Source organism: Corynebacterium sp. HMSC071F07 (assembly GCF_001810285.1).
In the GTDB taxonomy this organism is placed as follows: domain Bacteria; phylum Actinomycetota; class Actinomycetes; order Mycobacteriales; family Mycobacteriaceae; genus Corynebacterium; species Corynebacterium simulans.
On sequence record NZ_KV800710.1, the window covers coordinates 16,116 to 39,627 of the forward strand.

Genomic DNA, 23,512 nt, shown 5'->3' on the forward strand with positions numbered 1-23,512 from the left:
GCCCGCATCGTCGAGCTGACCGAGGGCAAGAACGTAGTCAAGAAGATCTACGTCCCTGGCCGCATGGTCAACCTGGTGGTTAAGTAAGCGCTAAATCATCACAAACAGAGGGCCTGCGCCACATCAAGGGGCAGGCCCTCTCCCCTATTTGTGCTGCTTGTCGAGGCCACGAGCTGCACGCTCACAGGTGGTCCTTTCCAGTTTCGGGGCCATGCCGCAGGGCATGTTCGCGCCATTGGGTGATATCCCAGCCGATGAAAGGTTTCAAAGGCATAACGAAATACTACGTGCGCTAGTAGACACGGGGGTTTCGCGGTAAATCATAAAGCATGAATCCAAACCAAGAGCTGCTCAGGGACGCTTTGCGCCGGCTCGACATTGCCGAGCAAGCACTTAGCGACGCCCGTGCCCGCCTCCGCGATTTCGAACGTCAGACGGCCGGCGTGCCCGAGGTGCAGCCAATTTCCACCCCACCCCAGCAGGCCCCTGCGCCACCTCCAGTGCAGCAGCAAGCGCAACCGTCGGCGCAGCCCCAGCCCCAGCCGCACGCGGCACCGCCTCCCTACCCGTGGCAGGCACCGCGGCCGCGTGCTCCGCGGGACCGCGAGAAGACGCTCATCAGTGCGGTTGCTATCGGTGGCACCGTCATTACCCTGGCGGGCGTGGCCTTCCTTGTGGGACTTGCCATTCAGGCGGGACTGCTGGGGCCAGTGGGCCGCGTCGTTCTGGCCTATATCGTTGCTGCTGCGCTGCTCGGCGCGGGCTGGTGGTTCCGCAACAAAGCCGCCCCGGCGGGTGTTACTGCCTTGGTGGCCACTTCCCTATTTGCGGCGCTGGCCACGACGTTCCTGGTGGTCACGTGGCTCGGGTGGTGGCCGGTGTGGCTGGGCGCGGTGCTCATGGCGCTCATTTACGGCGGGTTCGTGGGCTACGCCCATTGTTTCCGCCAGGGCTCATTCACACAAGAGTGGATGGCCGCAGGCGCAGGCATCGCCGCACTCTCCTACCCCAGCGCAGTGGCACCCGCACACGTCGGCGGTGCCATGCTCGTTGTCGTGATCCCGTTGGTTACCGCCACCTACAGCATCTTGTGTCGCAGTGAGCGCATGGCCGAGGTGCTGCGCGCTATCGCCGGCATCGGGCTTGCCGTGGTCATGACGGAAGTCGCCGCCCGCAGCACCCTCTTCAGTCTGCCCTCGTTGTGGATCGCCATCGTGTGCAGCCTGCTCGCCATCGCGGCTGTGGCCATAGTGGTCTACTTCCCCACCGCCAAGGCGGAATTTGGCTTTGCGTTCTTGGGGCTGCTCGCCCCGGGCTTCCTGCTGGTCACTGCCCTCATTCGCGCGGACACCATCCTCGCCGAGTGGATGGCCGTTGCTGCCCTGGCTGTCATCGTGGGTATCGCCTGGCTTGGCAACTCCGTCATCAGGGATTGCGCACTTGGGGCTATCCCCGTGGTCTATGCCTTGGTCATGCTCAACACCATGGCGGGCTGGACTGGCACAACTCCCACAGGGACCATGGCTGTAGTCCTGACGTTTGTCCTAAGCGGGCTCTTCTTTGCAGCATTCGTGCTGCTCTTCCAAGCGATGCGCAATGCTTTCGTCCTGGCCGCCTGGTTCCTGGGTTCGCTCATAGTGCTCTCCCCGCTTCTCGGCGGTGTGCTCTTTGATCCGCCTACCCTCGCTGGTATGGAGCCACTTGCCGAGGGCATCGTCCTCACCGTGGCTCTCATCGCGGGCTACATGTTACGCCAGCGTATCCCCCACTACGAGCGCCGCGAAGTCGCAGCCGCACTGCTACTCTTTGTACTCCTGCTCAGTCTTCTTGCCGCGGTAGGCACAATCGCCTCGGCAGCCGCCATCGTGGCGGGAGCCGCGGGCCTCAAGACTGCCTACCTGGCTTCGCACGCTCTGGTTTCTGTGGCGTGGATGGTCCTTGCTGCCCGCCTGCTTCTTGCTGCGGACCAGCGGTTTACCGCCATCGGCGTGCTGCTTGCCATTGTGGCGGTGGCCAAGCTGACCTTCTTCGATCTCGCGGCCACAAGCGGTATCTTCCGCGCGCTCGCATTCCTGCTCAGCGGCATTATCTTGCTGACCATCGCGGTGCGTCGGCGCGGCGTCGACAAGCCGCGCCGCGAACAGGTCTAGGCCTCGTCCCAGAAAGGAGTAGCGCAGACCGCCACGGCGTCGATTGCTGCGTGCGCGGGCGGTTCCTCCTCGAAGACCACCGCAAACCCGGCCACTTGGCCCACCCAGAATTCATTTTCGGTGAGCTCATGCACGTGCTTCGCGACGTCCTTTACCTCACCCGTCACCCGCACCCGCGGGGTCAGCATGCTGGGCTTGTAATTGCTGTAGAAGCGTTCCGTGTCGGGGGCCTCGAACTCCTCGATAACGTGTTGACCTGCGGATTCAACGTGAGTCGCGATAAGCGCAGGGGAGAGCATGCCCTTGAGGGCCTCGCCACCGGCAGGGTTGCCGGCGGGGAGGGAAAAGGGGGCGTCGACAAGCGCTGCGAAGCGCTTACCTGCAGTTTCTACCACCCCGATGAAAGGCGTGGCCCTGTAGATGGTGCCCTGCTGGGCCGGGCCGTGGAAGGTGACCACGGCGGTCTGCTCATCCTCGTAGGTCATCGCAGTGATGCAGATGCCTGAAGGATCGCGGTGATAGAGGACCTCGTCAAACGCGGGGTCCTCATGGGAGCGCGCGACCTCGTGGAGCTCGTCGACGGTTTCCAAAAAGATGTCCATGGTCAGCCAGTTTAGCGGCGAACAAGGCCGCCTTCTTAGTGCTGCGCGTAGATGGTGTCGGCCTTCTCCACCAGGGTCAGGACGTCGTAGTTGGCCAGGACTGGGCCCGGAGCAGGCTCGACGAAGAGGCCCGCTTGCCCAGGAAACCAGGAGGTAGCCGGGGGCTACTTCGTTATTTTCGGCATCTCGCTTATCGGTGTTCTCATGGTTCCGAAGAGAATCCAGGACCGTGACCCGCACGTTTAGAAGTATCTGGCTCCTAAACTAGGCGCATAAGTGTGAAGAGCCCGCCTGGGCGGCCAAGGCGCAGAACTGTAGCTGGGCGTTGGCCACTGCATCTTCTGCACCGCGGATGGCTTGGCGGGCTGGGTCATGGAACTGCACCGGCACGAAGTTAAGGATTTGCTGCTCCAGCGGGGAAGGCTGGCGGCCCGAATTGCGGATGCCGTCAGCGGTGATGCGAACGGCACCCAAGATGTCGCCGGTGAGCTGGGAGGCCGCGCCATAAGTATTCGCGGCGATGGTAAAACCATTGCCAAAGGAGGCGGTGGCATGGACGTTGCGGTTATCGTCCCAGCCGAACTTCGTGCCCACAACACCCGGCACGCGTGAGGTGCCAAAGTCTTGCTTATAGCCGTCAGCGGCAACGGGGGAAGCGGTGCGCATGCCATTGATAATTGGCGTGGCTAGTGGGTCGCCCACAATCGCGGAGGTAAAGCGCGCAAGGTCCTCAGTAGAGGTAGTGGTGTTGCCCCAGAATCCAGGGTAGTGGGTCTCATGCAGGCCAAACTGGCCGATGACCTCAGGGATTGCCTGCGGGTAGCGGCGGTCCAAGTCTGTGGCCGTGCCGTCCTCGCTCAAACGAATCATGTTCTCCACGCGGGCTTTGTCCGCCGGAGCACCGTGCTGCAGCACCCAATAGGCCAAGTAGAGCTTGACCAAGGAAAGCGCCGGGCGAGATTCGTGGGAATTAGCAGTAGAGACTACTGCGCCATTGCTGTAGCGCAGCGTGACCTGAGTACGCCCGGGCACAGCGTTAGGGTCGATGGTGATGCCAGCCTGGGCAACGGGCGTGACGAGGCCGGCGGCGAGGGTGCCAACCAGCGCGGCAGCAGAGATAGAGAGACGGGAACGCATAGGAAAATAGTAACAGCGCTGGGAAAACTAATCGTCCCCAGCGCTGCTAAATAGTTTGTCTAGATTTCTACGATCGTGCGGCCATGGTGGGTGCCGGCGAGCAGCTCCTTGGCGGCGTCTGCGACATCGTCGAGCGCAACGGTGCTGGAAATAGAATGCAGCATCTCAAGATCGAGATGCTCGTCCAGCAGCTTCCAGGCGTCCTCGCGGACCTTGAGCGGTGCGTCAACGGAGTTGCCGCCTGCCAGGACGATGCCGCGCAGGATGAATGGCAGTACCGAAGCCGGGAGGTCAGGACCAGCGGCCATGCCGGTTGCTGCTACGACGCCGCCCCACTTGATCTGCGCCAAGACGTTGGCCAGGACGGTGGAGCCAGCGGTGTCTACCGCGCCGTCGTAAAGCGCCTTCTGCAGCGGACGGCCGGTCTCCGAGAGCTCGGAACGATCAATGATGTGGTCTGCGCCCAGGGCCTGCAAGTACTCGCTTTCGCTATCAACGCGGCCGGTAACGGCGGTGACCTCGAAGCCCAGGGACTTGAGCAATTGGACGGCGATGGAGCCCACGCCGCCCGTGGCGCCAGTGACCAGCACATGGCCCTCGCGCGTGCCGTGGGTGAGCAGCTGGTTGACGCAGATGGCGGCGGTGTAGCCCGCGGTGCCGATTGCGGCGGCGTCGGCAGCAGTGAAGCGCTCTGGAACCACGAGGGTGGCGTTGGCATTCACGCGCTGCTTAGTGGTGTAGCCGCCGTGGCGGAATTCTCCCAAGCCGTCGCCGAAAGCGGCCACCAGGGCGCCCTCAGGTAGACGTTCATCGTTTGACTCCGCAACGTTGCCCACGACGTCGATGCCCGGCACCAGCGGGTTGATGCGCATGACGCCCTTGTTACCGTCGAGTGCCATTGCATCCTTGTAGTTCAACGAAGAATGGGAAACGTTAACCAGTACGTCGCCCTCGGCCAGAATCGGCTCATCCTCGAAAGCGTGAGAGATGGAACCGTCTTCGTTTCGCGTGACTTTGAGTGTGCTCATGCCCACGATGGTACGCCCATTATGAATCAGTGTTTTGCCAGCGAAGTACACGGCAAAAGTACAGCTTTTGTTGTTAGATTCTCGGACATGCTCGTTACCGAACAAACCACTCATTCGCGCAGCCGTATTCCGGCGGCCCCGCGCCGCCACCAAACGCTGCGCCGTGACTCACTTCTAGTCACGGCGCTCGTGCTGCTCGTTGTTGGTGTGGCGACGTTGGGTAAATCCTTCATTGAGATCCCCGGCGTGGTCAATGCCTCCGCGCATGCGGTGCGAAGCTTAGATCTGCAAATGTTCAACGGTTTTGATCATCCGACCATCTGGTACGGGCCTTGGACCAACACCATCGGCAATTTCTTGTTGTTTATGCCACTCGGCGCAAGCCTTATCGTGATGGGCCAGAATCTGCGCCGCGTGCGCTTTGGCCTCGGCGGAACCATCCTGGCCGGCTTGGCGCTGAGCTTGAGCATCGAAACCCTCCAGTACCTCTTCGCCCTCGGCTTCAGCGACGTTGATGACCTTGTGTTCAACACCTTGGGCACCGCCGTGGGCGCATTCTTTTTGGCCCGGATAAGCAAAGAGCTGCAGTCCAAAGTCCTACACCGTATGGGATTCATTGCAGCGACCGCGCTAACCGTTTTGGGCTGCGCGCTAGTCACGGGGTTTGTTGCTTAATCTTCTGCTCTGAGTTTTCTACGCGGCCTTCTTTGCGGAGCGCGACTCTCGCACAATTCCACTGCCGAGAAGGACTAGTCCGAAGGCTACCCATGCGAGCAGAGTCCATACCTGGGTGGCGATACTTGCTGCAGGGAAGTAGTTAACCAGGCGCAGCAGCGTAGCTGTGGCGCCGTTAGGCAGGAACTGGCCGAAGTATCCCCAGCTGCCGGACACGAATTCCTTGGGGGCCATGGTACCGGCCAGTGGGTTGCCCACCAGCATGATGGTCAGTGCGCCGAGACCAAAGCCGGGGGCGCCAAGCAGCGCCCTTAGGCCTAGGATGAAGCTGGAGACTGCGGCGATGCCTAGTGTGAATACGCCGGTCGATGCCCAGAAACTATCTGGCAGTAATCCGAATACTCCGCCGATTACTGCGGTGGTGAGCAGTCCGGCAATGGGGGCAAAGATTGCTAGGGCGAGGAGACGCTGCGAGTTTCGCTTCAGGAGGAAGGAAGGAATCGCTGCACCGAGCATGCCGCCGATGGCAACGGGGATAATAGCCATATTCATGGCGAGGCCCTGCGGGTCTTCGCTGCTGGTGGGCACAACGTCGGTGGTCTTGACGGTGACGTTAGGGAGTGCGTCAGCCGGGATGCCCTTCGCGGCAGCCATCGCCTGAGCTTGCTGGTTTGCCATTGCCTCTACTGGTTGCGCGAGGTTCTTCACGATGTTGCCTTGTGCGGCGCCGGCAGCGCTTGCGGTGAGGACCTCTGGTTCTTGGCCCAGCACGATGGCGCCGTAAGCCTCGTGTTCTTCGATGAGGGATACCGCGGCTGCGCGGTCTTCTACAGGTGTTATCTCGAAGAGTCTGGGTTGCTTCTGCTCAAAGGCTTCAGAAACCTTGCTCACTTGTTCTTGGGTTCCAACTACTGCGAGTGGGAGGTCTTTGGGGGTCATCGTGGCCATGGGCCACAAGAAGGCAGGTACGAAGAGGCACACTGCGAGAGGTGCCAAGAATCCAACGGCGATTGCCTTGGTCCAGTCTTTCATGTCGTTCCTTTGCTTGATTTTCAACGCTTGTTGAGTAAGATATTTCAACAGTTGTTGAAAGTCAACACGTGATGAATTCTTCGAGGGTTCGAGGAAGTAAGGTTGAAGCCATGGCAGCTAAAGGCAAGGTCGAAGAACCCGGTGACGGTGCTCAGCCAGGGGCTGAGCATAAAAAGGCAGAGCGCAAGAAAGCTGGACGTCGTCCAGGCGCCCCAGAAGCGCGCGAGAAAATTCTGGAAGCCGCCTGCATGAGGTTTAGCGAGGTGGGCTTCGAAGCCACCACCATCCGCGCGGTCGCCAAAGAAGCCGACGTCGATCCCGCTCTCGTCATGCATTACTTCAAGAACAAGGACGGCTTGTTCGATGCGGTAATCGCGGACCTAAAAATGCTTCCGGCTCAGTTGGGGGCGTCTACTGACCTTCGAGGATTCATCGCGAACTATCTGCGCCTGTGGGAAAGCGAGGACATGGGTCCGCGTTTGCGTGCTGTGGTTCGCGGCGGCATTGGCTCTTCACATGCATCAGCTATCCTCCGTGAATCGATCATGGACAGCTTCGTAACGGCCCGTTTAGAAACAGAGTTCGCCCAAAGTACGATTAGTGAAGGTAATCTCCTGGGCAAGATCGCGTATTTGGGTCCTATTCTCATTGGAACGGCGATTGCTCGCTACGTCGTGGAGGTTCCGCTGATGACGGAGAAGAGCATCGACGACATAGTGGAGGACATGTATCCCGCTATCGAGACGCTCCTATCTAACCAAGGCTAAGGCTTGAGGTTTTTCACGAACTCCGCGACATCGGTAGCCGCCTGCTTGGCAAAGGGGCTAACACCCGTGATGGTGGCTGAGCCCGGGCCAGTCCACGTGCCGTATCCCACGAGGAAGAGCCCCGGCACGGTGGGCTGGCGGTCTACCAGTAGGCGGGAGATGGGGCGAAGTGCGGGCCGGAAGCCGGTGGCCCAAATCAGGTGATCCGCGTCGATGTCGTCGAGGGAATCCGGCATCGGGGTGGCGCGCAGGAGCCCTTCATCACGCGCCTTGAGCACCGGCGGGACCATGACGATATCGCCCAGGTTCGTATCCGCGCCGGGGTCAGGCTCGCCACGATTGATGGCGTTGAGGCGCTCGCGGTTGCGCCGGAAGAGCACACGTCCGTCGACGTCGTCAGGCATCCAGCGCGGCTCGCCCCTCGTTAGCCAGGTCGTGGAAATGCCTTCAAGCAACAGATCCGCTGCAATCTGTGCGCCGGAATTGGCCGCGCCCACCACTGCCACGCGAGAGCCGCTGAACTTCGCGACGCCGGGATAAATGGCCGAATGCCATTGTGTCCCCGCGAACTTACCGGGGTAGTACGGAATGAAGGGCGCACGCCAGGTACCCGTGGCCGCCACCACGGTGCGGGCCATCAAGCGTTCCGTGCCCGAATAGACGTGGAAGAACTCCCCATCGTGCTCCACGGACTCAACCATGAAGGGGCGTCGCACCGGCAGCTCGTAGCGCTCTTCGTAGCGAGTTAGATAATCCACCACGTGGCTCGCCGGCGGGAAACCTTCGTAATAGGGCATGGGCCAGCCCGGTAGGTTGGAGGCGCTCGTGGTGCTAAATAAAGTCAGCGAGGGCCAGGCGTGCAGCCATGCACCACCGGGACGCGATTCCGCATCCAAGATGGCGAAGTTCAAGCCCTTTCTGCGCAGGTAATAGCCCGTGGCCAGCCCTGCTTGGCCGCCGCCTAAAACGAGGCAATCATAAACCTGCGCGGACACTTAAATGAGCTTCCTTTCCCGGGCCACAGTGACAGCCGCTGTGCGGGTATCCACGCCCAGCTTCTGATAGATGTGAATCAAGTGCGTCTTCACTGTAGCTTCCGAGATGAACAGTCGCTGGGCAAGCTCCTTATTTGATTTGCCCGTGGCCAGGGCTTCTAGGATTTCCAGCTCGCGGCCGGAAAGCGCCACCTCGGGGCGGGTGATGCGCTCGGCCAAAAGCGCTGCCACCTCGGGCGCCAGGGTGCGTTTGCCGGCGGCCGTGGCCAGGACGGCGTCGTGAAGCGCCTGCTCCGGCGCATCCTTTAGGAGATAGCCCAGGGCGCCTGCCTCCACGGCGGAAACAATGTCGGATTGGGTGTCATAGGTGGTGAGGATGAGCACCGGCGGGCCGCCAGCCTGGGCGAGCTGGGAAGTGGCCGCAATGCCATCGGTGCCGGGCATCTGGATATCGCAAATCACCACGTCCACATGCGGAGCATCGGGAGCTGCAAGCTTGGCGACGTCCGCCCCATCCGCGCCTTCTAGCACCACATCGATGTCGGGGAAGGCGTTCAAAATGGCCCGCAGGCCGGCGCGCACCACGGGATGATCATCGATGAGCATGATGTTAAGCATCCTGGTCCTCCACTTTTTGCGGCATACGGATAGCAAGGGCGGTTCCCTCGCCCGGGGAAGATTCCACCGTGAGCGTACCGCCGTGGCTTTCCACGCGCTGGCGCAGGCCCCGCAGCCCGAAGCCACCCTGCGAAGGCGAAGTAGGATCCATGCCTTCTCCGTCGTCGACGATGTCGAGCGTGGTCTCGCCTTCAAAACAGCCTAAAGTCACCACCGCGCGCCGGGCGCCAGAATGCTTGAGCATGTTGTTGAGCCCCTCTTGCGCAGCACGCAACAGGTCCTGGCGGTGGGCCTCGGGAACGGTGCTTTCGCCGGAAACAACTAGCTCGATGTCGGTGTCCTTCCCCAGCGCAGCGGCTTGCGCGGTAGCCGAATCCACCACCCGCTGGAGGGCCTCCTCCAAGGATGCGGCGGGAGATGCTAGCTCGCTGACGAAGCGGCGTGCCTCGCTTAAGTTCTCGCTAGCCACTTTTTCAATCAGCGCCAGTGTCTCTGGGGAAGGATCTTTTTGAGCCGCGCGCGAGAGCAGAACGATGGAGGAAAGGCCCTGGGCCACGGTGTCGTGGATTTCCCGGGAGAGCCGTTCGCGCTCTTCCAGGCGGCCTGCTTGGTGCTCGCTCGCGGCAAGTTCGGCCTGGGTGGCGCGCAGCTGCCGGGCAACCTCTGCATGGTGCGCCGCCTCAGCCTGCACCATGCGCCCGGCATGGAAGGTGCCGATGGCAAAGGCCGTGCCGATGAAGGGGCCGATGGCCGCCGCGATGGTCCATTCCGCCGGATGCTGCCAGGCGGGCAGGAAGGCGGCCAGCGCCCATAACAATCCGCTGCAGGCGATGCCCGGCCAGCGGGGAAGCGAGCTTAGAAAAGCAAAGACCAGCGGGAATTCCAGCCACATGAAGTCCTGGGCATGCACCATGAGCCCGCACCACAGCACGCACAAGCCCACCAGCCACAGGGCGCGGGGGAGTGCGCGCCGCAGTGCGTAGACCACGGCCAATGCGACTGCCAGACCAAGGGCGCGGGCATCGAGGCGCCCGTCGAGCCCGGCGCGCAGCAGGCCGAATAGCAACAAAAACGCGAACATCACGTGTAGCCCGGCGCGCCAAGGGCTAAGGCGCTTATGGAAGGTCTGCGGAGAGCGCTGTTTCACGTCATTCACAGCCTTTTACCCTAACCCTCAGGCCGGACACGGGGAATCAACCAGTTGGTTGACTCGAAGTTCAACTAGCGGCCCGATTACTAATCTGCGAGTGGGGGCGATGCTTGAAACTATGTTTCTTGCACTTAGAGAATTGCGCGCAGCCCGCGGGCGCTTTGCGCTAATTGGGACCGTGGTCGCGCTCATTACCTTGCTTTTGGTCATGCTCTCTGGGCTCACGGAGGGCCTTAGCAAACAAAACACCTCGGCTTTGGAGGCCTTGGGGCATGAGTATGAGCAGGCGAGCTTTAGCACGCAGAAGCCAACTTTTACGGAGTCAGAGATTTACGCGGACGACGTGGTGCCTGGCAGCGCGCCTTTGGGTACCTCGCAGACCAAGGTGGAGGGCTTCGGCGGCGTGGCTGTACTGGGCTTGCCGGCGGGCGAGCCTATTCCGGGTACCAAGCAGCAGGTGCCGGCCACGGGAGTGGTGGCCTCGCAAGCAATTACGCAGGGAAATTCCGTGGTGATTGGGGATGAGACCTATGCCGTTCGCGCCACCGTGCCGGATCTGTACTATTCCCACTCGCCGGTGCTGTGGGTTTCCACGCAGACCTGGGCGCAGTTGAGCCACGCGCCTTCCGACGTCGTGGGCACCGCCCTGCTGCACGCGAACAGCGTTGCCACCGGGCTTCCCACGTCCGTCAGCATGCGCGAGGCCTTAAGCGGCCTGCCCGCCTACACCTCGGAGCGCGGCTCGCTTTTGACCATGCAGGGCTTCCTGTATGCAATCTCGGCGCTCGTGATGGTGGCTTTCTTGAGCATCTGGACCATGCAACGCACCCGCGATCTTTCGATTCTGCGTGCGCTGGGGGCGCGGACGCGCTACCTGCTTGGCGACGCCCTGGCACAATCCGCACTCATCCTCGCCCTCGGAGTTGGTGTGGGCGCCGCAGTGGGCTGGGGCCTGGGCGCGCTCGCGCAATCGACGGTGCCTTTTGTGCTCTCGGCGCGCACGATTGCTGCCCCGGCCGCTGGCATGTGGGTACTCGGCATGCTGGGCGCGGTCCTGGCCACCCGCCGAATCAGCAAAATCAACCCTTTGGATGCGTTGGGAGGACAAGGCTAATGCTGGAAATTAAAAATGTGACGGTCACTTTCCCTGATGGCCGCGATCGCGTTGTGGCGCTGGATGACGTCAGCCTGGCCATCAAGCCGGGCCAGCTCATGGCCGTCGTCGGCGAATCCGGCTCCGGCAAGTCCACCTTGCTCTCCGTGGCCGCGGGGCTAATTGAGCCTGATAGTGGTCGCGTGCGGGTAAGCGGTGAGCGCGGCATCATCTTCCAACAATCCAACTTGGTCAGCTCGCTCAATGCCCTAGATCAACTGCTCATTGTGGACCACATGGCAGGCCGAAAACCTCGCCGTGAAAAGGCGCGGGAGCTGCTTGAGTATGTAGGCCTGCCTGGGATGGAGGCTCGCCGCATCACCCAGCTTTCTGGTGGTCAGCGCCAGCGCATCAATATCGCGCGTGCCTTGATGGATGATCCCGAGGTGCTGCTCGCGGATGAGCCGACGGCGGCGCTGGATTCTGCGCTCTCGCGCGACGTCGCCAAGCTGCTGCGTGACATCACCGATGAACAACAGACCGCAACGATGTTTGTAACCCATGACCGCAGCCTGCTGGATTTTGCGGACACTGTGGTCACCGTCAAGGACGGAAAGTTGGCGGCCGGTACCTAAAGTCCTGCAAGCGGGCGCAAACGGAGTATTCTGTTTTCCCGTTATGCCGAAAAAGAATCCGCGAGTGCGCGTCACGCCCACCACCTATCCCCGCATGGCGCAATGGACCGGAGTGCATTACACGATGCTTTCTGTGACCATTGCCGCATGCGGTGTATTCATCGTGGCTGCACGGCGCATCCGGGGCACTACCAAGGAGACCTTCTACCGGCAGATGACTGGCTGGGTGATGCTGGTGCTCGGTACGGCATGGACCATCGTCTCCCTGGACCCTTCGCAATTCGACATCCGTGAATCTCTGCCGCTGCACCTGTGCGATGTTCTGCGCCCAGTGTTGGCGCTCGGTCTGATTACGGGCAATGAGCATGCGCTGACGCTGACCTATTACTGGGGCATCATCTTGAACCCGCAGGCGATTATCACCCCAGATGTTATTTATTACTTCGATCCGCGCTGGCTGCGCTTTGCCACCTACTGGTTCTTCCACATCACCGCACTGGCCATTCCGTTGGCGTTGACCTTCGGCTTGGGCTACCGCCCGACGTGGAAGGGCTACCGCTTTGCGGTGGGAGTAACCCCGGTGTGGATGGCCAGCGTCATGGCGGTCAATGCCCGCACAGATGGCAACTATGGTTTCTTAAACCACGCGCCGGGCAGCCCCTCCATCATCAACCTGCTGGGGCCGTGGCCGTGGTACATCCTCGCTGAGATCGGCGCCGTGGCAGGTGCCTGGGCTGCGATGACGTGGCCGTGGGAGACCCGTAGGCTGCGCCGCGGCACGGTGGCTGCCGGTGCCAAGGGGCTGTTGCGCCGCTCCGTGCGCGCCGTGGCAAATAGGCTTTAGCGAGCCATACGCAAAAGCTTGGCGACGGCCCGCGGGATCGCCCCGGCAATCTGCGAAGCCGAGCAGATGGCATAGCCGTCGGGGGTTTCGGCAGCTACTGCCGCAGCGTGGGCCTGAATGGCGCCGGCGTGGAGGACTTCTGTGATTATCTCGGTGAGCGTCGTGCGGCCTACCTGTGCTCTGTCCTCAAGATGTAGCTGCGCCAGCACGGTGCCGAGGATGCCCGCGAGCACGTCGCCTGAACCAGGGGTCGCGGCATAGGAATGGCCTGCATTGTAGGCATAAATGGGTTGGCCGGGTGCGGTAACCAGGGTATTTCTTCCCTTGAGCAGCACGATGCAGCCCAGTGCCGTGGCGAGCTCCTGCAGTGGCGCTGCTTTGCCTGATGACAGGTCGAGGTCCTTGTTGAAGGTCGCCTCGTAAAGCTCGGTGAACTCGCCCAGGTGAGGGGTGAGAACCGTGACGGGCAGGCTTCCTAGGCGGGCGCGCAACTCGGGGTGACGGGCAAGGAGTCGCAGCGCATCGGCATCGATGACGGCCGGGATGAACCCATCGAGTACCTCCGCGAGCTCCGCTTGGGCCGCAGCGTCAGTGCCGCGTCCTGGGCCCACGACGATGGCCTGGGCGTGACCTGCTGAGTCAAGATTTGGGTGAACCACGAGTTCCGGCAGGAGCGAGGTGATGGAGCGGTCTCCGATAAAGCGCACCATGGCCGGGCTGGTGCGCACTGCCGCGGTGGCTGTCAAGATGCCAGCTCCGGGATAGGTGTCGCTTCCGGCGGCAATAGTGACCACGCCACCGGAATATTTATCGGAGGAAATTCCTGGGGTGGGATCAACGATTGGTCCGGTACAGCCAACCGGGCGCGGGTGCGTGGCGATGCCGTGGGCGGTCTCGATGTTGCCGGGGCGCCACGCATATGTGGATTCCAGGGTGGGCTCGTTGGCGATGTGCCCGGCCGGTTGCGCGAGCGATTCGAGCATCGCGCTAAACGATGTCACGCCGGGCAGCGTTAAGTCCGCCAGCACTACTTGGCCGCACTCGGCTGCAAGCACATGACCCATGCGTGTCCAACCGAAAGTTACGGTGACGTCAGCATGCACGGCGCCTTTGCGGGCGGCTACGCCAGTGTCCGCATTAATGCCAGTGGGCATATCGACTGCTAGAACCGGAATGCCTGCTGCCTGCTCGTAGGCCTCCAGCGCTTGGCCGCTGAGCCCGCGTCCGGAACCGAGACCAGCCACGGCGTCGATAAGCAAGCTCGTGTCATCGGGCAGGTAAGCGGTGGAATTAGGAGTGGACCCACTTTTTAGAACCTCTCCGCCGGCTTCCTCGAAAGCAGCAAGGGCGGCTGCGTGGCAGGTCTCGGGGACGAGTGCTGTGACGGCGTGCCCCTGCTGAGCGAGAAGAGCGCCGGCGAAAAGGCCGTCGCCGCCGTTGCCACCGCTGCCTGCCAGAATCATCACGTGGCCTGGGTGCGCGGCGAGCATTACCGCGGCGGCATCGGCCACCGCGTGGGCGGCTAATTGCATGAGCTGGTCTGGATAGCTCTGCTGGGCGAGCAGGCGCTCCTCGGCAGCGCGGACGGCGTCGACGGAAAAGGCATATCGCATGCCGCCCAAAATACCCGCCTGCTTAGGCTGGAGCGTTCTGGCAGGTAGGGCACCAGAACAGGTTCCTGCCTTCGAGCTTCTTTTCTGCGATGGGCTCGCCGCAGATATAACAAGGCATGCCGGCGCGGCGATAGACATAAACCTCGCCGCCATGGTCATCCTTGCGTGGCGTGCGACCCATGGCCTCAGGCGTGTGCTCCGGGCGGACTGTGTCGATACGGGCGGTGGGCACGCCGGCGCGCATGAGTTCTACTAAGTCTTCCCAGATGACATCGAATTCATGGCGGTCCAGTTCATTGCCGGCAATAAAAGGCGAGATGTTCTGGCGGAATAAAACCTCGGCGCGATAGATGTTGCCGACTCCGGCAAAGAGATGCTGATCCATCAGCAAGGAGCCGATGCTGCGGCTCGACCTGTGCACCCGCGGCCAAAGGTCGGCCGGTGATGCGTCCTCGCGGATGGGGTCCTGGCCAATCTTGGCGAGCGCGACGTCATACTCAGCATCCGTAATGAGCCGGCACCACTGCGGCCCGCGGAGGTTGGCAGCTAGGTCATCGCTTTCGACGCGCAGGCGAATCTGGCCCCAGACATCGTCCAAAGGCTCAAAGCGCAAGCTGCCGATCAACCCGAGGTGAATATAGATGATGTGCTCTGGCGCATCGGCGGAAAAGTGCATAAAGAGGTGCTTGCCGCGCGCTTCGGCGAAATCGAGCTGCGTCCCATCGAGCATGGCTGCTTCCGCCGCAAAGCGGCCCTGCGGACTCGTGACGCGCAGCGGCCCACCCCGGAAATCAAGGTTGAGGCGCTGTGCAAGGTGATGAATGATGTGGCCTTCGGGCATGCGGACAAGTTTATTGCATGTGTCGCGGGGACAACGTGAGGATAAATTGGACATCTTTCCCGTTTGGAATGTGGGATTGAAGTGCGAAGACGAGACTTAAACGTTCATTTTCTGCTTTAAAGGTCTAGGTTAAATAGACGAAAGTTAACATAATAAACATTTATCTAATTTGTTGCTTAGACTATATCGTGACCATATTTGATAAAGATTGACCCGAATGTATAGTGATCCGTTTCACATTTATTTCTCTTCCGGGTTAATTGGACTAGAAAGTGCCAGCACATGGCGCTAAATTTTTATAAAGCTAGGATTGGTTGATGAATTTCTTTATCAGATTTTTGTCCGATTGGCTTTGAAAACGTTGACTTTGAAACCGCCGTTGATATGCTTCGCATGGATGTATCTACTGGTGAGTGATAGATCCAACCGCTGCGCATGTAGGGGTGCGCGGCGGCTATAGTCAGGTGGGTGGGACTGCCTGGCTATAGAGGGTGAGGGCTTGTTCCACACCCTTAGAGAGACAGGTAACGCCTGGGTCCATCCTTTCCAGGGCCCAGGCGTTACTCGTATGTTTTAGCCGGCGTCGTCAGTGCGGTTTCTTGCGGTGTGATGCCGTGGCAGGGCGTATGAGTAAACACAGTTCTTTCGAGTAAAATCCAATCCAAAAGATCCAGCCCGGTTGCGGGGATTGTCTATGGCGGAAGGCCTTTAAATGACGCGTTTGCTTGGTTTTGACCGTGAGAAGTACATCGAGATGCAGTCGGAGCACATTCATGCACGGCGCGGAGAAATCGGTGGCAAACTCTACTTGGAGATGGGCGGCAAGCTCTTTGATGACATGCACGCCTCCCGCGTGCTGCCGGGCTTTACTCCAGACAACAAGATCGCCATGCTTGAGCGCATCAAAGACGATGTCGAGATTCTCATCTGCATCAACGCCAAGGACATTGAGCGCCAGAAGATGCGCGCTGACCTCGGAATCCTCTACGAAGATGACGTCTTGCGCTTGGTCGACGTCTTCCGTGGACGTGGCTTCCTAGTAAACAACATCGTTATGACCCAGCTGGAAGATGGCAACAGCCAAGCTGAGGCCTTCATTGACCGCCTGGAGCGCCTTGGCCTGAGCGTTGCACGTCACCGCGTTATCCCGGGATACCCTTCGAATACAGATCTCATCGTTTCTGAGGAAGGCCTTGGCCGGAACGAGTACGCGGAAACCACGCGTGACCTGGTTGTCGTCACTGCGCCGGGTCCAGGCTCAGGCAAGCTGGCGACCGCCCTATCGCAGGTCTACCACGAGCACCAGCGCGGTGTGCAGGCTGGATACGCCAAGTTTGAGACCTTCCCTATCTGGAACCTGCCGCTCGATCACCCAGTGAACCTGGCTTACGAGGCTGCAACCGTTGACCTCAACGACGCAAACGTCATCGACCACTTCCACTTAAGCGCCTACGGCGAGTCCACGGTGAACTACAACCGCGATGTCGAGGCCTTCCCGCTGCTTAAGACCCTCCTGGAGAAGCTGACCGGCAACACCCCGTACCAGTCCCCAACGGATATGGGCGTCAACATGGCTGGCTTCTGCATCACCGATGACGAAGTCTGCCGTGAGGCCTCCAAACAGGAGATTATTCGTCGCTACTTCAAGGCTTTGGTGGAAGAGGCGCGCCTCGGCTTGGATTCCACGCAGTCCGAGCGCGCGGCCGTCGTCATGGCGAAGGCAGGCATTAAGTCTGATGACCGCCCGGTAGTAGTGCCGGCGCGCAAGCGTGCCGCGGAAACTGACGAGCCGGCCTCTGCGCTGCAGCTTGCCGACGGCACCATCATCACCGGCCGCACTTCTGAGCTGCTGGGCTGCTCCGCTGCGATGCTGCTCAATGCACTTAAGCATCTAGCCGGCATCGATGATGAGATCCACCTGCTGAGTCCAGAGGCCATCGAACCGATCCAGAAGCTCAAGACCGAGTATCTGGGTTCGCGTAACCCGCGCCTGCACACCGACGAGGTGCTCATCGCTCTTTCCGCCTCCGCTGCGAAGGACGAGAACGCTCGCCGCGCAATGGCGGAACTAAAGCAGCTGGCAGGTTGTGACGTTCACACCACCACCATCTTGGGCTCGGTGGATGAGGGAATCTTCCGCAATTTGGGCGTGCTCGTGACCTCCGATCCGGTCTTTGCACGTAAGCAGGCGCTTTACCAGAAGCGCTAAACCCAAAGATTTTCGGGAAATTTAGGAAGAGCAACAGCTCACGCCTACAATCGATGGCGTGAGCCTCAGCAAGATTCTCCTTTATTACTGCTTTACCCCAATCAGCGATCCCACTGCCATCATGTTGTGGCAGCGTAACCTGTGCGAAAAGCTCGGGCTGAAGGGCCGCATCCTCATCTCCGAGCACGGAATTAACGGCACCGTCGGTGGTGACATGGATGCTTGTAAGCGCTATGTCCGTGAGACCCGCGAGTACCCGGGCTTTAAAAAGATGGAATTCAAGTGGTCCGAGGGTAGTGCCGATGATTTCCCACGCCTGTCCGTGAAGGTTCGCGACGAAATCGTGGCATTCGGCGCGCCCGGTGAGCTGAAGGTGGATGAGAACGGCGTCGTCGGTGGCGGCGTGCACCTGAAGCCAGAGCAGGTCAACGAGCTGGTTAAGGAGCGCGGCGACGAAGTCGTCTTCTTCGATGGCCGCAACGCCATGGAAGCTGAGATCGGCAAGTTCAAAAACGCTGTCGTCCCAGATGTTAAGACCACCCATGATTTCATCGAGGAAATCGAGTCCGGCAAGTATGACTGGATGAAGGATAAGCCAGTCGTTTCCTATTGCACTGGCGGCATTCGTTGCGAGATTCTTTCTTCCCTGATGAAGAATCGTGGTTTCAAAGAGGTCTATCAGATAGACGGCGGCATCGTCCGCTATGGCGAGAAATTCGGCAACGACGGTCTCTGGGAAGGCTCCCTCTACGTCTTTGACAAGCGCATGCATCACGAATTTGGGCAGGGCCTGCAAGATCCAGGTTTTATCCAGCTTGGTCACTGCGTGCATTGCGGCAATGCCACCAACACCTTCCATAACTGTATCAACGAGGACACCTGCCGCAAGCAGGTGCTTATCTGTGATGACTGCATCCAGAAGGTAGAAACCCAGCACTGTGGGCGTCCAGATTGCGCGGAAGTAGCCGTAGCCGCGGCGCAAGGCGCAGCTCAGTAACCAGCTGGAACCTGCAAGGTTCCAGCCTCTCCTTTCCCTCGGGGAACGGTTAGCCCAGCGGAACCAACAAGATTTGAATGTCGGTGATGCACCACAGCATGAAGTTGCAGGCCATTACCCAGAAAATTGCCATCCAGGAGCGCCAGCGCAGATAGCGTTTGAGCTTGCGCACCATGATGACGGCGGTGCCCACCATTCCCAGGAACGGGATGATGACGGTGGTCAGTGCAAAGAAGCGGCGCTGGCCTTCGGTGCACAGCCAGGTGGCAAGCTGGGCGTCGCAAAGCGCCCCGCCCTGGGAGCGGGTAATTAGTGCCACCACAAATGCGTAGAGGCCGGAAAGCAGCAGTACAGCGACCATGAACCAGATAGCCTGCCGGGAAGAGCGGCGGTTGGCTGCAGCTACCGCTAGGGGATCTGGCTCATCCGCGAGCTCATCGAAAGAGCTTGGCTCCGGGCGCCGCAGGTTGGCGTAGTCGGCATCAGTTGTCAGATCGTTTTCCGGATGCTCAGGCTGGAGATTCATAGGCCAAAGTCTAGTCGCCGTGGATTAGTCCGCAGTTTCGACTGAAGGCGCAGAGTCCGAAGGGCGCACCAGAACCGGGACGCGCACATGCGGAAGCAGCTCGGTGGCCGTGGAGCCAATGAATACGCGTTCGAAGGGGCCCATCGGGGAAGAACCTAGGCACATCAAGTCGCCTTTCTTCCACTTCAGCGAGTCCACCGCGCCAGACCAGCCATGGCCGGTGCCGATTTCGGTAGTAATCGGTAGCTCTGGGAAGCGCTCTGCCACCACATCGTGTGCGCGGTCCAGCATGGACAAGGAATGCTCGTGCCAGCCTTTGGCTAGCTTGGAGGCGACGTCGACGTTGCCGCTGACCTGGGCGTCGAGAAGCCCGTCGGCGGAAAAGGCCACGATACGCAGCGGAACGTTCCATGTATTCGCCAGGCGGGCGGCGCACAGCAAGGCGGGGTCCTCGGAGTCGCTGCGCTCGGTGAAAGCGAAGTTGATGCGGGTCACGCCATGCTTGGAAAGCTTGATATCGCGCGGGGAAAGGCCCAACGGAATAGGGGAGAAGTGCAGCAGGGCGTCGGCAGTCGAGCCTGCGAAGAAACGGCCCTTTGGCGCGGATTGGTTAGCGCCAAGCAGGATTGCATCCGCGCCGAATTCTTCTGCCATCTCGGTCAGCAGCTGCGGGCGGGAGGGGCCGGCCAAAAGAACGGAAGGCTCTTCGTCCAGCTGGGAATCGGAGATACCCGCCGCCTCGAGTGCTTCCAGAACTCGTTCTTTGCACTTGGCCTGTTCCTTGGTGAACCACTTTTTAAATTTATTGCCGTGCTTGTTCAGCGCGGTGGTGGCCAGCGGAACGGAGATCGTGGAAACGACCCTGATGCGAACGTTGGTGGAGCGGGCGAGCCACGCTGCAAAATCGATCGCTTCAGTGCCAGTGGAGGAAGGACTCCACGAAATTAGGATTCGCACAGGGTCTTTAGCGAGAGAAGCAAAAGACTTGTGTTGATGATTTTTATCCATTCAGCAATACATCCCGTGAACTGTCCGGGGGCGTAATTCTTAGCCCATTATTAGTCACGGGAGGGGCGAAAAAGAAATCCGGGCCTGCTCCGCATTACCCCTGGTTGCTTTGGTCTACATGCGGTTTCATGCCCAGTTTCTTTGCTAAGTGGGTTTTAGTTCATTGTCGGGCGATAGACGTCTGCCAATTTGGCAATCAGGGAACTCATCTGACGAGCCGCTTGCAAGTCTTTAGGTTCCATCCACTGCAGGATCTCCGCCAGGGCGGCGGCACGCTGACGGGAGACGATGTTCAGCTCAGATTCACCTAGTTGGGTCAGTGCCACGAGGACGCCGCGGCGGTCTTTGTCATCTCGGTGGCGCTCCACAAAGCCGTGGCGCTCCAATTGGTATAGGGCATTGGACGCGGTGGGCATGCGGATGAGTTCTGCCTGTGCGATGGTGCTCACGCGGGATGGGCCGCGCAGGCGCAGCTGGTTCATGATAGAGACCTGGGAGGTGGTCAGGGAGGAACCTTCGGTGGTGCGCTGGAAGATGAGCATCAGCTTGTTTAGCGCGGGCTGGATGCTGCGGGCTACGTCAAGGGCGTCTTCGTAGGCGGAGGGGGACTCAGCAGCTTGTTCACTCATGAAAAGTAATAGTAGCGCCCGTACACTCACAACGGTAGTTAGGCCACGAAAAATTTAGCTTTTGAGTTAAAAAATACTCTCCGCTCATTCGCACGCGGGAACAGGTGGCGTGGTTAAGCTGTTGTCTAATTAGGTGTCTGGTCAACTTCAGGCCCGGATCTAGGGAAGGAGGATAGGGCTACTGTGGCGGTTTCTTTCAAACACGTGATCTCCCACGAGTGGGAGCGTGCGCAGCACCTGCGCAAATATCGAGCGGGCCTTATAGAAAAGGATGCGCTTTGCGACGCCGACTTTCTCCTCCGCGCTGCAGCCAAGCATCATGGCACCGACATGGAGCGCAAATGTCCTCTCTGCGGGGAGGCGATGCGCCTTACCAAATGGGTTTATGGCGAGGCGCTAGGGCGGCGTGCCGGCAGCGCGCGCAGCGATGAAGAAATCGCAGAATTCGTCGCCGAAGGCCTCGAATTTACGGTTCATAAAGTCGAAGTTTGTACGGCGTGCCGGTGGAATCACCTATTGGCGGCGGCGACGGCTTATGATGAAGGTTAGTTTTTGGCTCGGCTGTTGTGGCCGGTAAGCTGCACTTATTTAAGAAAATCTGCCCATGATTGACGAGGACACGAAGCAGTGACCGAAAAGGAATCCGCCCAAAAGAGAGCTGGGCGTCATAGTAAAAAATCTACGAACCAGCGCAAACGTCGTCGCTGGCCCTGGATTGTTTTGATCGTCGCCTTGGTGCTCGTGGCTGTGCCCGCAGCTCTCTTCGGCTACGCCTACTCTCAGTACACGGTCCCGGAACCAAAGGACCTTCAAGCCAGCCAGGTTTCGACCATCGTTGCTGGTGATGGAAACACCCAGCTAGCTAAGTTGGTGCCGCCGGAAGGCAACCGCACGCAGGTCAAGCTGGAAGAAGTCCCAGATTACGTAGAAGATTCCGTGCTTTCGGCCGAGGACCGCGAGTTCTGGACCAACTCGGGCTTTTCCTTTACCGGCTTAGGCCGCGCAGTCTTGGGAAAGCTCACCGGTGACTCCACCGCGGGTGGTGGCTCCACCATTACCCAGCAGTATGTGAAAAACACTCTGGTGGGTGACGAGTACTCCTACGTCCGTAAGATTCGTGAGCTCATCTACTCCATCAAGATGACCAACGAATGGTCTAAGGAAGACATCCTGCAGGCCTACCTGAATACGGTCTACTTCGGACGTAACGCTTATGGCATCCAGGCTGCTTCGAACGCCTACTTCAACAAGGACGCAAAGGATCTCACCGTGGAAGAGGGCGCCATGTTGGCCGGCCTTATCCAGTCTCCTTCCGTTCTTGATCCGCGCGTTGATGAGGAAAGCTCCAAGGCGCGTTGGAACTATGTTCTCGATGGCTTGGTAGAGATGGGCGATCTCAACGCCACCGAGCGTAAGGGAATGCAGTTCCCGCAGACTCGTGATCCTTCCGAGTACTCCGCATACACCGAGGCGCCGGGCGCTTTTGGCCACATCAAGAATCAGGTCATCGCCGAACTCGAGCGCGTCGGCATCACTGAGGATCAGGTGGCAACCGGTGGTCTGAAGATCACCACCACCATCGATATGAACGTGCAGAACGCCTCCACCGATGCGGTGGATGGTCAGCTGGCTTCCCTGCAGGAAGACGCACGTGCTGCTGCCGTCACCATTGACCCGGCAACCGGCGGTATCCGCGGCTACTTCGGCGGCAACGAGGCAACTGGTTGGGACTACGCAAATGCGGGTCTGCAGACCGGCTCCACCTTCAAGATCTTCACTCTTGCGGCAGCACTGCAGCAGGGCATTGGCTTGGATACCTATTACTCCTCGGCTCCTTATCAGCTGCCTGGTTCCCAGGTGGTTACCAATGTTGATGGTGGCTGCGGCAGCTGCTCCATCGCTGAGGCGTTGAAGAAATCCTACAATACCTCCTTCCTCCGTCTGCAGGACGATCTGGAAAACCGTACGCAGGACACCGCAGACATGGCGCATGCTCTGGGTATTGCAAAGTCGCTGCCGGGCATCGATAAGACCCTGAGCGAGAAGGGCGGGACTCCGTTCGAGGGCGTTGTGCTGGGCCAGTACCAGTCCCGTCCGCTGGATATGGCTAGCGCTATGGCCACTTTGACCAACGGTGGCGTTTGGCACCAGCCTCACTTCGTTCAGAAGGTGGAGACCACCGGCGGCGAGGTTCTCTACGAGTTCGATGACAAGGGTGGCGAGCGCCGTGTTTCCGCGAACGTTGCCAACAATGTCTTGAAGGCAATGCTCCCGGTCGCAGGTTGGTCCAACGGTGCTCTGGCCGGCGGCCGTGAGTCCGCTTCCAAGACCGGTACCACGCAGCTGGGCGATACCGGCAACAACAAGGACGCTTGGATGGTTGGCTCCACCCCGCAGCTAGCAACCGCCGTGTGGGTTGGTACCGCTGACAACACCTCTGCCATCTTCAACTCCTATGGCGGAATCATGTACGGCTCCAACTCCCCGACTCAGATTTGGAAGCAGATTCTGGATACCTCGCTGGCTAACGCTGAGTACAAGTCCTTCCCGCAGGCTTACCCTGTCCGTTACGGTAACGGTAACTGGGGTTCGGGTTATACCGGCTCCTACGACTCTTCCTATAACTCCGGTACCGCTGGCAGCGACAGCAACACCGCTCCGGAACAGGACGCTCAGGCACCTACTCCGGCACCAGAGGAACAGGCCCAGCAGCCGGCGCCTTCGCCGGAACAGCAGCAAGGCCAGCCGGGCCAGCCGGGTCAGCCGGGACAGGGTCAGCAGGGCCGTCCGGCACCGCCTAATCAGCCGGCGCAAGATGTCCCGTCGATTGAGGACATCATTAGCGGCCAAGGCGATTTGGCCGATCTGCTTAATCAATAGGAGATCAGCGTGACTGATAGGGCCCTTCGTAAGGTGAAGTCGGTGGCGCAAGCTCGCCCCGCTTCACCTGTTGCCCCCGTATC

At 60.1% G+C, this 23,512-nt stretch carries 22 protein-coding genes; 10 read left to right on the top strand and 12 right to left on the bottom strand.

Going from position 1 to position 23,512, the window contains the following annotated elements; all coding sequences use genetic code 11:
- Positions 1 to 329: 329 nt before the first annotated feature.
- A complete protein-coding gene (locus tag HMPREF2724_RS06595) occupies positions 330 to 2,150 on the top strand; it encodes a DUF2339 domain-containing protein (RefSeq protein ID WP_070587905.1) in 1,821 nt (606 codons plus the stop codon).
- On the opposite strand, the gene HMPREF2724_RS06600 is transcribed toward HMPREF2724_RS06595, so the two are convergent.
- The 3 genes from HMPREF2724_RS06600 to HMPREF2724_RS06610 form a co-directional block, all read right to left on the bottom strand.
- Positions 2,147 to 2,752, bottom strand: coding sequence for a hypothetical protein (locus tag HMPREF2724_RS06600; protein WP_070587908.1), 606 nt, complete (start codon positions 2,750 to 2,752; stop codon positions 2,147 to 2,149). The two genes, HMPREF2724_RS06595 and HMPREF2724_RS06600, sit on opposite strands and share 4 nt — an antisense overlap.
- Positions 2,753 to 3,016: 264 nt before the next feature.
- Positions 3,017 to 3,889, bottom strand: a complete 873-nt coding sequence (locus HMPREF2724_RS06605) for a hypothetical protein (RefSeq protein WP_070587912.1) — start codon at positions 3,887 to 3,889, stop codon at positions 3,017 to 3,019.
- Between the two features lie 59 nt (positions 3,890 to 3,948).
- The gene (locus HMPREF2724_RS06610) at positions 3,949 to 4,917 is read right to left on the bottom strand and encodes an acrylyl-CoA reductase family protein (protein ID WP_070420202.1); all 969 of its coding nucleotides are present in this window, start codon (positions 4,915 to 4,917) and stop codon (positions 3,949 to 3,951) included.
- 87 nt (positions 4,918 to 5,004) lie between these two features.
- Between HMPREF2724_RS06610 and HMPREF2724_RS06615 the strand changes: the two genes are divergently transcribed.
- Positions 5,005 to 5,592, top strand: a complete 588-nt coding sequence (locus HMPREF2724_RS06615) for a VanZ family protein (protein WP_049146716.1) — start codon at positions 5,005 to 5,007, stop codon at positions 5,590 to 5,592.
- Between the two features lie 18 nt (positions 5,593 to 5,610).
- On the opposite strand, the gene HMPREF2724_RS06620 is transcribed toward HMPREF2724_RS06615, so the two are convergent.
- Positions 5,611 to 6,624 (bottom strand): ABC transporter permease, encoded by a 1,014-nt coding sequence (locus HMPREF2724_RS06620; protein WP_061925253.1) that lies wholly within the window; start codon positions 6,622 to 6,624, stop codon positions 5,611 to 5,613.
- Between the two features lie 110 nt (positions 6,625 to 6,734).
- Here HMPREF2724_RS06620 and HMPREF2724_RS06625 point away from each other — a divergent pair, with 110 nt between their 5' ends.
- Complete coding sequence (locus HMPREF2724_RS06625; protein ID WP_070587914.1) at positions 6,735 to 7,391, top strand: TetR/AcrR family transcriptional regulator; 657 nt, start codon at positions 6,735 to 6,737, stop codon at positions 7,389 to 7,391.
- Here the strand turns inward: HMPREF2724_RS06625 and HMPREF2724_RS06630 are convergent.
- From HMPREF2724_RS06630 to HMPREF2724_RS06640, 3 genes are read right to left on the bottom strand one after another with little or no spacing between them, the layout of a single operon-like run.
- Positions 7,388 to 8,386 carry an NAD(P)-binding domain-containing protein gene (locus tag HMPREF2724_RS06630; protein ID WP_070432720.1) on the bottom strand — a complete coding sequence of 333 codons (999 nt, stop codon included), beginning with the start codon at positions 8,384 to 8,386 and terminating at the stop codon, positions 7,388 to 7,390. The two genes, HMPREF2724_RS06625 and HMPREF2724_RS06630, sit on opposite strands and share 4 nt — an antisense overlap.
- Positions 8,387 to 9,004 (bottom strand): response regulator, encoded by a 618-nt coding sequence (locus HMPREF2724_RS06635; protein WP_070587916.1) that lies wholly within the window; start codon positions 9,002 to 9,004, stop codon positions 8,387 to 8,389. It lies immediately after the preceding gene.
- Positions 8,997 to 10,151 (bottom strand): sensor histidine kinase, encoded by a 1,155-nt coding sequence (locus HMPREF2724_RS06640; protein WP_246818224.1) that lies wholly within the window; start codon positions 10,149 to 10,151, stop codon positions 8,997 to 8,999. The genes HMPREF2724_RS06635 and HMPREF2724_RS06640 overlap by 8 nt, the downstream gene beginning before the upstream one ends.
- 121 nt (positions 10,152 to 10,272) lie before the next feature.
- Here HMPREF2724_RS06640 and HMPREF2724_RS06645 point away from each other — a divergent pair, with 121 nt between their 5' ends.
- Genes HMPREF2724_RS06645 through HMPREF2724_RS06655 form a run of 3 tightly spaced genes read left to right on the top strand, consistent with a single transcriptional unit; the run spans position 10,273 to position 12,726 of the window.
- Positions 10,273 to 11,268, top strand: coding sequence for an ABC transporter permease (locus HMPREF2724_RS06645; protein WP_070587939.1), 996 nt, complete (start codon positions 10,273 to 10,275; stop codon positions 11,266 to 11,268).
- Positions 11,268 to 11,882, top strand: a complete 615-nt coding sequence (locus HMPREF2724_RS06650; protein WP_070587918.1) for an ABC transporter ATP-binding protein — start codon at positions 11,268 to 11,270, stop codon at positions 11,880 to 11,882. The genes HMPREF2724_RS06645 and HMPREF2724_RS06650 overlap by 1 nt, the downstream gene beginning before the upstream one ends.
- Before the next feature lie 43 nt (positions 11,883 to 11,925).
- Positions 11,926 to 12,726, top strand: a complete 801-nt coding sequence (locus HMPREF2724_RS06655; RefSeq protein ID WP_246818225.1) for a YwaF family protein — start codon at positions 11,926 to 11,928, stop codon at positions 12,724 to 12,726.
- Here the strand turns inward: HMPREF2724_RS06655 and HMPREF2724_RS06660 are convergent.
- Positions 12,723 to 14,339 (bottom strand): bifunctional ADP-dependent NAD(P)H-hydrate dehydratase/NAD(P)H-hydrate epimerase, encoded by a 1,617-nt coding sequence (locus HMPREF2724_RS06660; protein WP_070455844.1) that lies wholly within the window; start codon positions 14,337 to 14,339, stop codon positions 12,723 to 12,725. The two genes, HMPREF2724_RS06655 and HMPREF2724_RS06660, sit on opposite strands and share 4 nt — an antisense overlap.
- A gap of 22 nt (positions 14,340 to 14,361) precedes the next feature.
- Positions 14,362 to 15,180 carry an Fpg/Nei family DNA glycosylase gene (locus tag HMPREF2724_RS06665; RefSeq protein ID WP_070432724.1) on the bottom strand — a complete coding sequence of 273 codons (819 nt, stop codon included), beginning with the start codon at positions 15,178 to 15,180 and terminating at the stop codon, positions 14,362 to 14,364.
- 712 nt (positions 15,181 to 15,892) lie between these two features.
- Here HMPREF2724_RS06665 and HMPREF2724_RS06670 point away from each other — a divergent pair.
- The gene (locus HMPREF2724_RS06670) at positions 15,893 to 17,389 is read left to right on the top strand and encodes a DUF1846 domain-containing protein (RefSeq protein WP_062036680.1); all 1,497 of its coding nucleotides are present in this window, start codon (positions 15,893 to 15,895) and stop codon (positions 17,387 to 17,389) included.
- A gap of 58 nt (positions 17,390 to 17,447) precedes the next feature.
- Entirely contained in the window at positions 17,448 to 18,386 is a 939-nt protein-coding gene (locus HMPREF2724_RS06675; RefSeq protein WP_062036682.1) for an oxygen-dependent tRNA uridine(34) hydroxylase TrhO, read from the top strand.
- A gap of 49 nt (positions 18,387 to 18,435) precedes the next feature.
- Here the strand turns inward: HMPREF2724_RS06675 and HMPREF2724_RS06680 are convergent, their stop codons facing one another.
- The 3 genes from HMPREF2724_RS06680 to HMPREF2724_RS06690 form a co-directional block, all read right to left on the bottom strand.
- On the bottom strand, positions 18,436 to 18,912 hold the full coding sequence (locus HMPREF2724_RS06680) for a hypothetical protein (protein WP_061925241.1): 477 nt from the start codon (positions 18,910 to 18,912) through the stop codon (positions 18,436 to 18,438).
- Positions 18,913 to 18,936: 24 nt separating this feature from the next.
- A complete protein-coding gene (locus tag HMPREF2724_RS06685; RefSeq protein ID WP_062036684.1) occupies positions 18,937 to 19,920 on the bottom strand; it encodes a universal stress protein in 984 nt (327 codons plus the stop codon).
- Positions 19,921 to 20,075: 155 nt separating this feature from the next.
- Positions 20,076 to 20,549, bottom strand: a complete 474-nt coding sequence (locus tag HMPREF2724_RS06690; RefSeq protein WP_062036686.1) for a MarR family winged helix-turn-helix transcriptional regulator — start codon at positions 20,547 to 20,549, stop codon at positions 20,076 to 20,078.
- 183 nt (positions 20,550 to 20,732) lie between these two features.
- Between HMPREF2724_RS06690 and HMPREF2724_RS06695 the strand changes: the two genes are divergently transcribed.
- The gene (locus HMPREF2724_RS06695; protein ID WP_062036688.1) at positions 20,733 to 21,098 is read left to right on the top strand and encodes a DUF5318 family protein; all 366 of its coding nucleotides are present in this window, start codon (positions 20,733 to 20,735) and stop codon (positions 21,096 to 21,098) included.
- 78 nt (positions 21,099 to 21,176) lie between these two features.
- Complete coding sequence (locus tag HMPREF2724_RS06700; RefSeq protein WP_070587920.1) at positions 21,177 to 23,429, top strand: transglycosylase domain-containing protein; 2,253 nt, start codon at positions 21,177 to 21,179, stop codon at positions 23,427 to 23,429.
- The last annotated feature ends 83 nt before the right edge of the window (positions 23,430 to 23,512 follow it).

Coding starts and splice junctions, on each gene's coding strand:
- HMPREF2724_RS06685 (WP_062036684.1), bottom strand. CDS start 19,920: ATGGATAAAAATCATCAACACAAGTCTTTTGCTTCTCTCGCTAAAGAC.
- HMPREF2724_RS06610 (WP_070420202.1), bottom strand. CDS start 4,917: ATGAGCACACTCAAAGTCACGCGAAACGAAGACGGTTCCATCTCTCAC.
- HMPREF2724_RS06615 (WP_049146716.1), top strand. CDS start 5,005: ATGCTCGTTACCGAACAAACCACTCATTCGCGCAGCCGTATTCCGGCG.
- HMPREF2724_RS06670 (WP_062036680.1), top strand. CDS start 15,893: ATGACGCGTTTGCTTGGTTTTGACCGTGAGAAGTACATCGAGATGCAG.
- HMPREF2724_RS06645 (WP_070587939.1), top strand. CDS start 10,273: ATGTTTCTTGCACTTAGAGAATTGCGCGCAGCCCGCGGGCGCTTTGCG.
- HMPREF2724_RS06625 (WP_070587914.1), top strand. CDS start 6,735: ATGGCAGCTAAAGGCAAGGTCGAAGAACCCGGTGACGGTGCTCAGCCA.
- HMPREF2724_RS06660 (WP_070455844.1), bottom strand. CDS start 14,339: ATGCGATATGCCTTTTCCGTCGACGCCGTCCGCGCTGCCGAGGAGCGC.
- HMPREF2724_RS06595 (WP_070587905.1), top strand. CDS start 330: ATGAATCCAAACCAAGAGCTGCTCAGGGACGCTTTGCGCCGGCTCGAC.
- HMPREF2724_RS06665 (WP_070432724.1), bottom strand. CDS start 15,180: ATGCCCGAAGGCCACATCATTCATCACCTTGCACAGCGCCTCAACCTT.
- HMPREF2724_RS06655 (WP_246818225.1), top strand. CDS start 11,926: ATGCCGAAAAAGAATCCGCGAGTGCGCGTCACGCCCACCACCTATCCC.
- HMPREF2724_RS06680 (WP_061925241.1), bottom strand. CDS start 18,912: ATGAATCTCCAGCCTGAGCATCCGGAAAACGATCTGACAACTGATGCC.
- HMPREF2724_RS06690 (WP_062036686.1), bottom strand. CDS start 20,549: ATGAGTGAACAAGCTGCTGAGTCCCCCTCCGCCTACGAAGACGCCCTT.
- HMPREF2724_RS06620 (WP_061925253.1), bottom strand. CDS start 6,624: ATGAAAGACTGGACCAAGGCAATCGCCGTTGGATTCTTGGCACCTCTC.
- HMPREF2724_RS06650 (WP_070587918.1), top strand. CDS start 11,268: ATGCTGGAAATTAAAAATGTGACGGTCACTTTCCCTGATGGCCGCGAT.
- HMPREF2724_RS06605 (WP_070587912.1), bottom strand. CDS start 3,889: ATGCGTTCCCGTCTCTCTATCTCTGCTGCCGCGCTGGTTGGCACCCTC.
- HMPREF2724_RS06635 (WP_070587916.1), bottom strand. CDS start 9,004: ATGCTTAACATCATGCTCATCGATGATCATCCCGTGGTGCGCGCCGGC.
- HMPREF2724_RS06600 (WP_070587908.1), bottom strand. CDS start 2,752: ATGGACATCTTTTTGGAAACCGTCGACGAGCTCCACGAGGTCGCGCGC.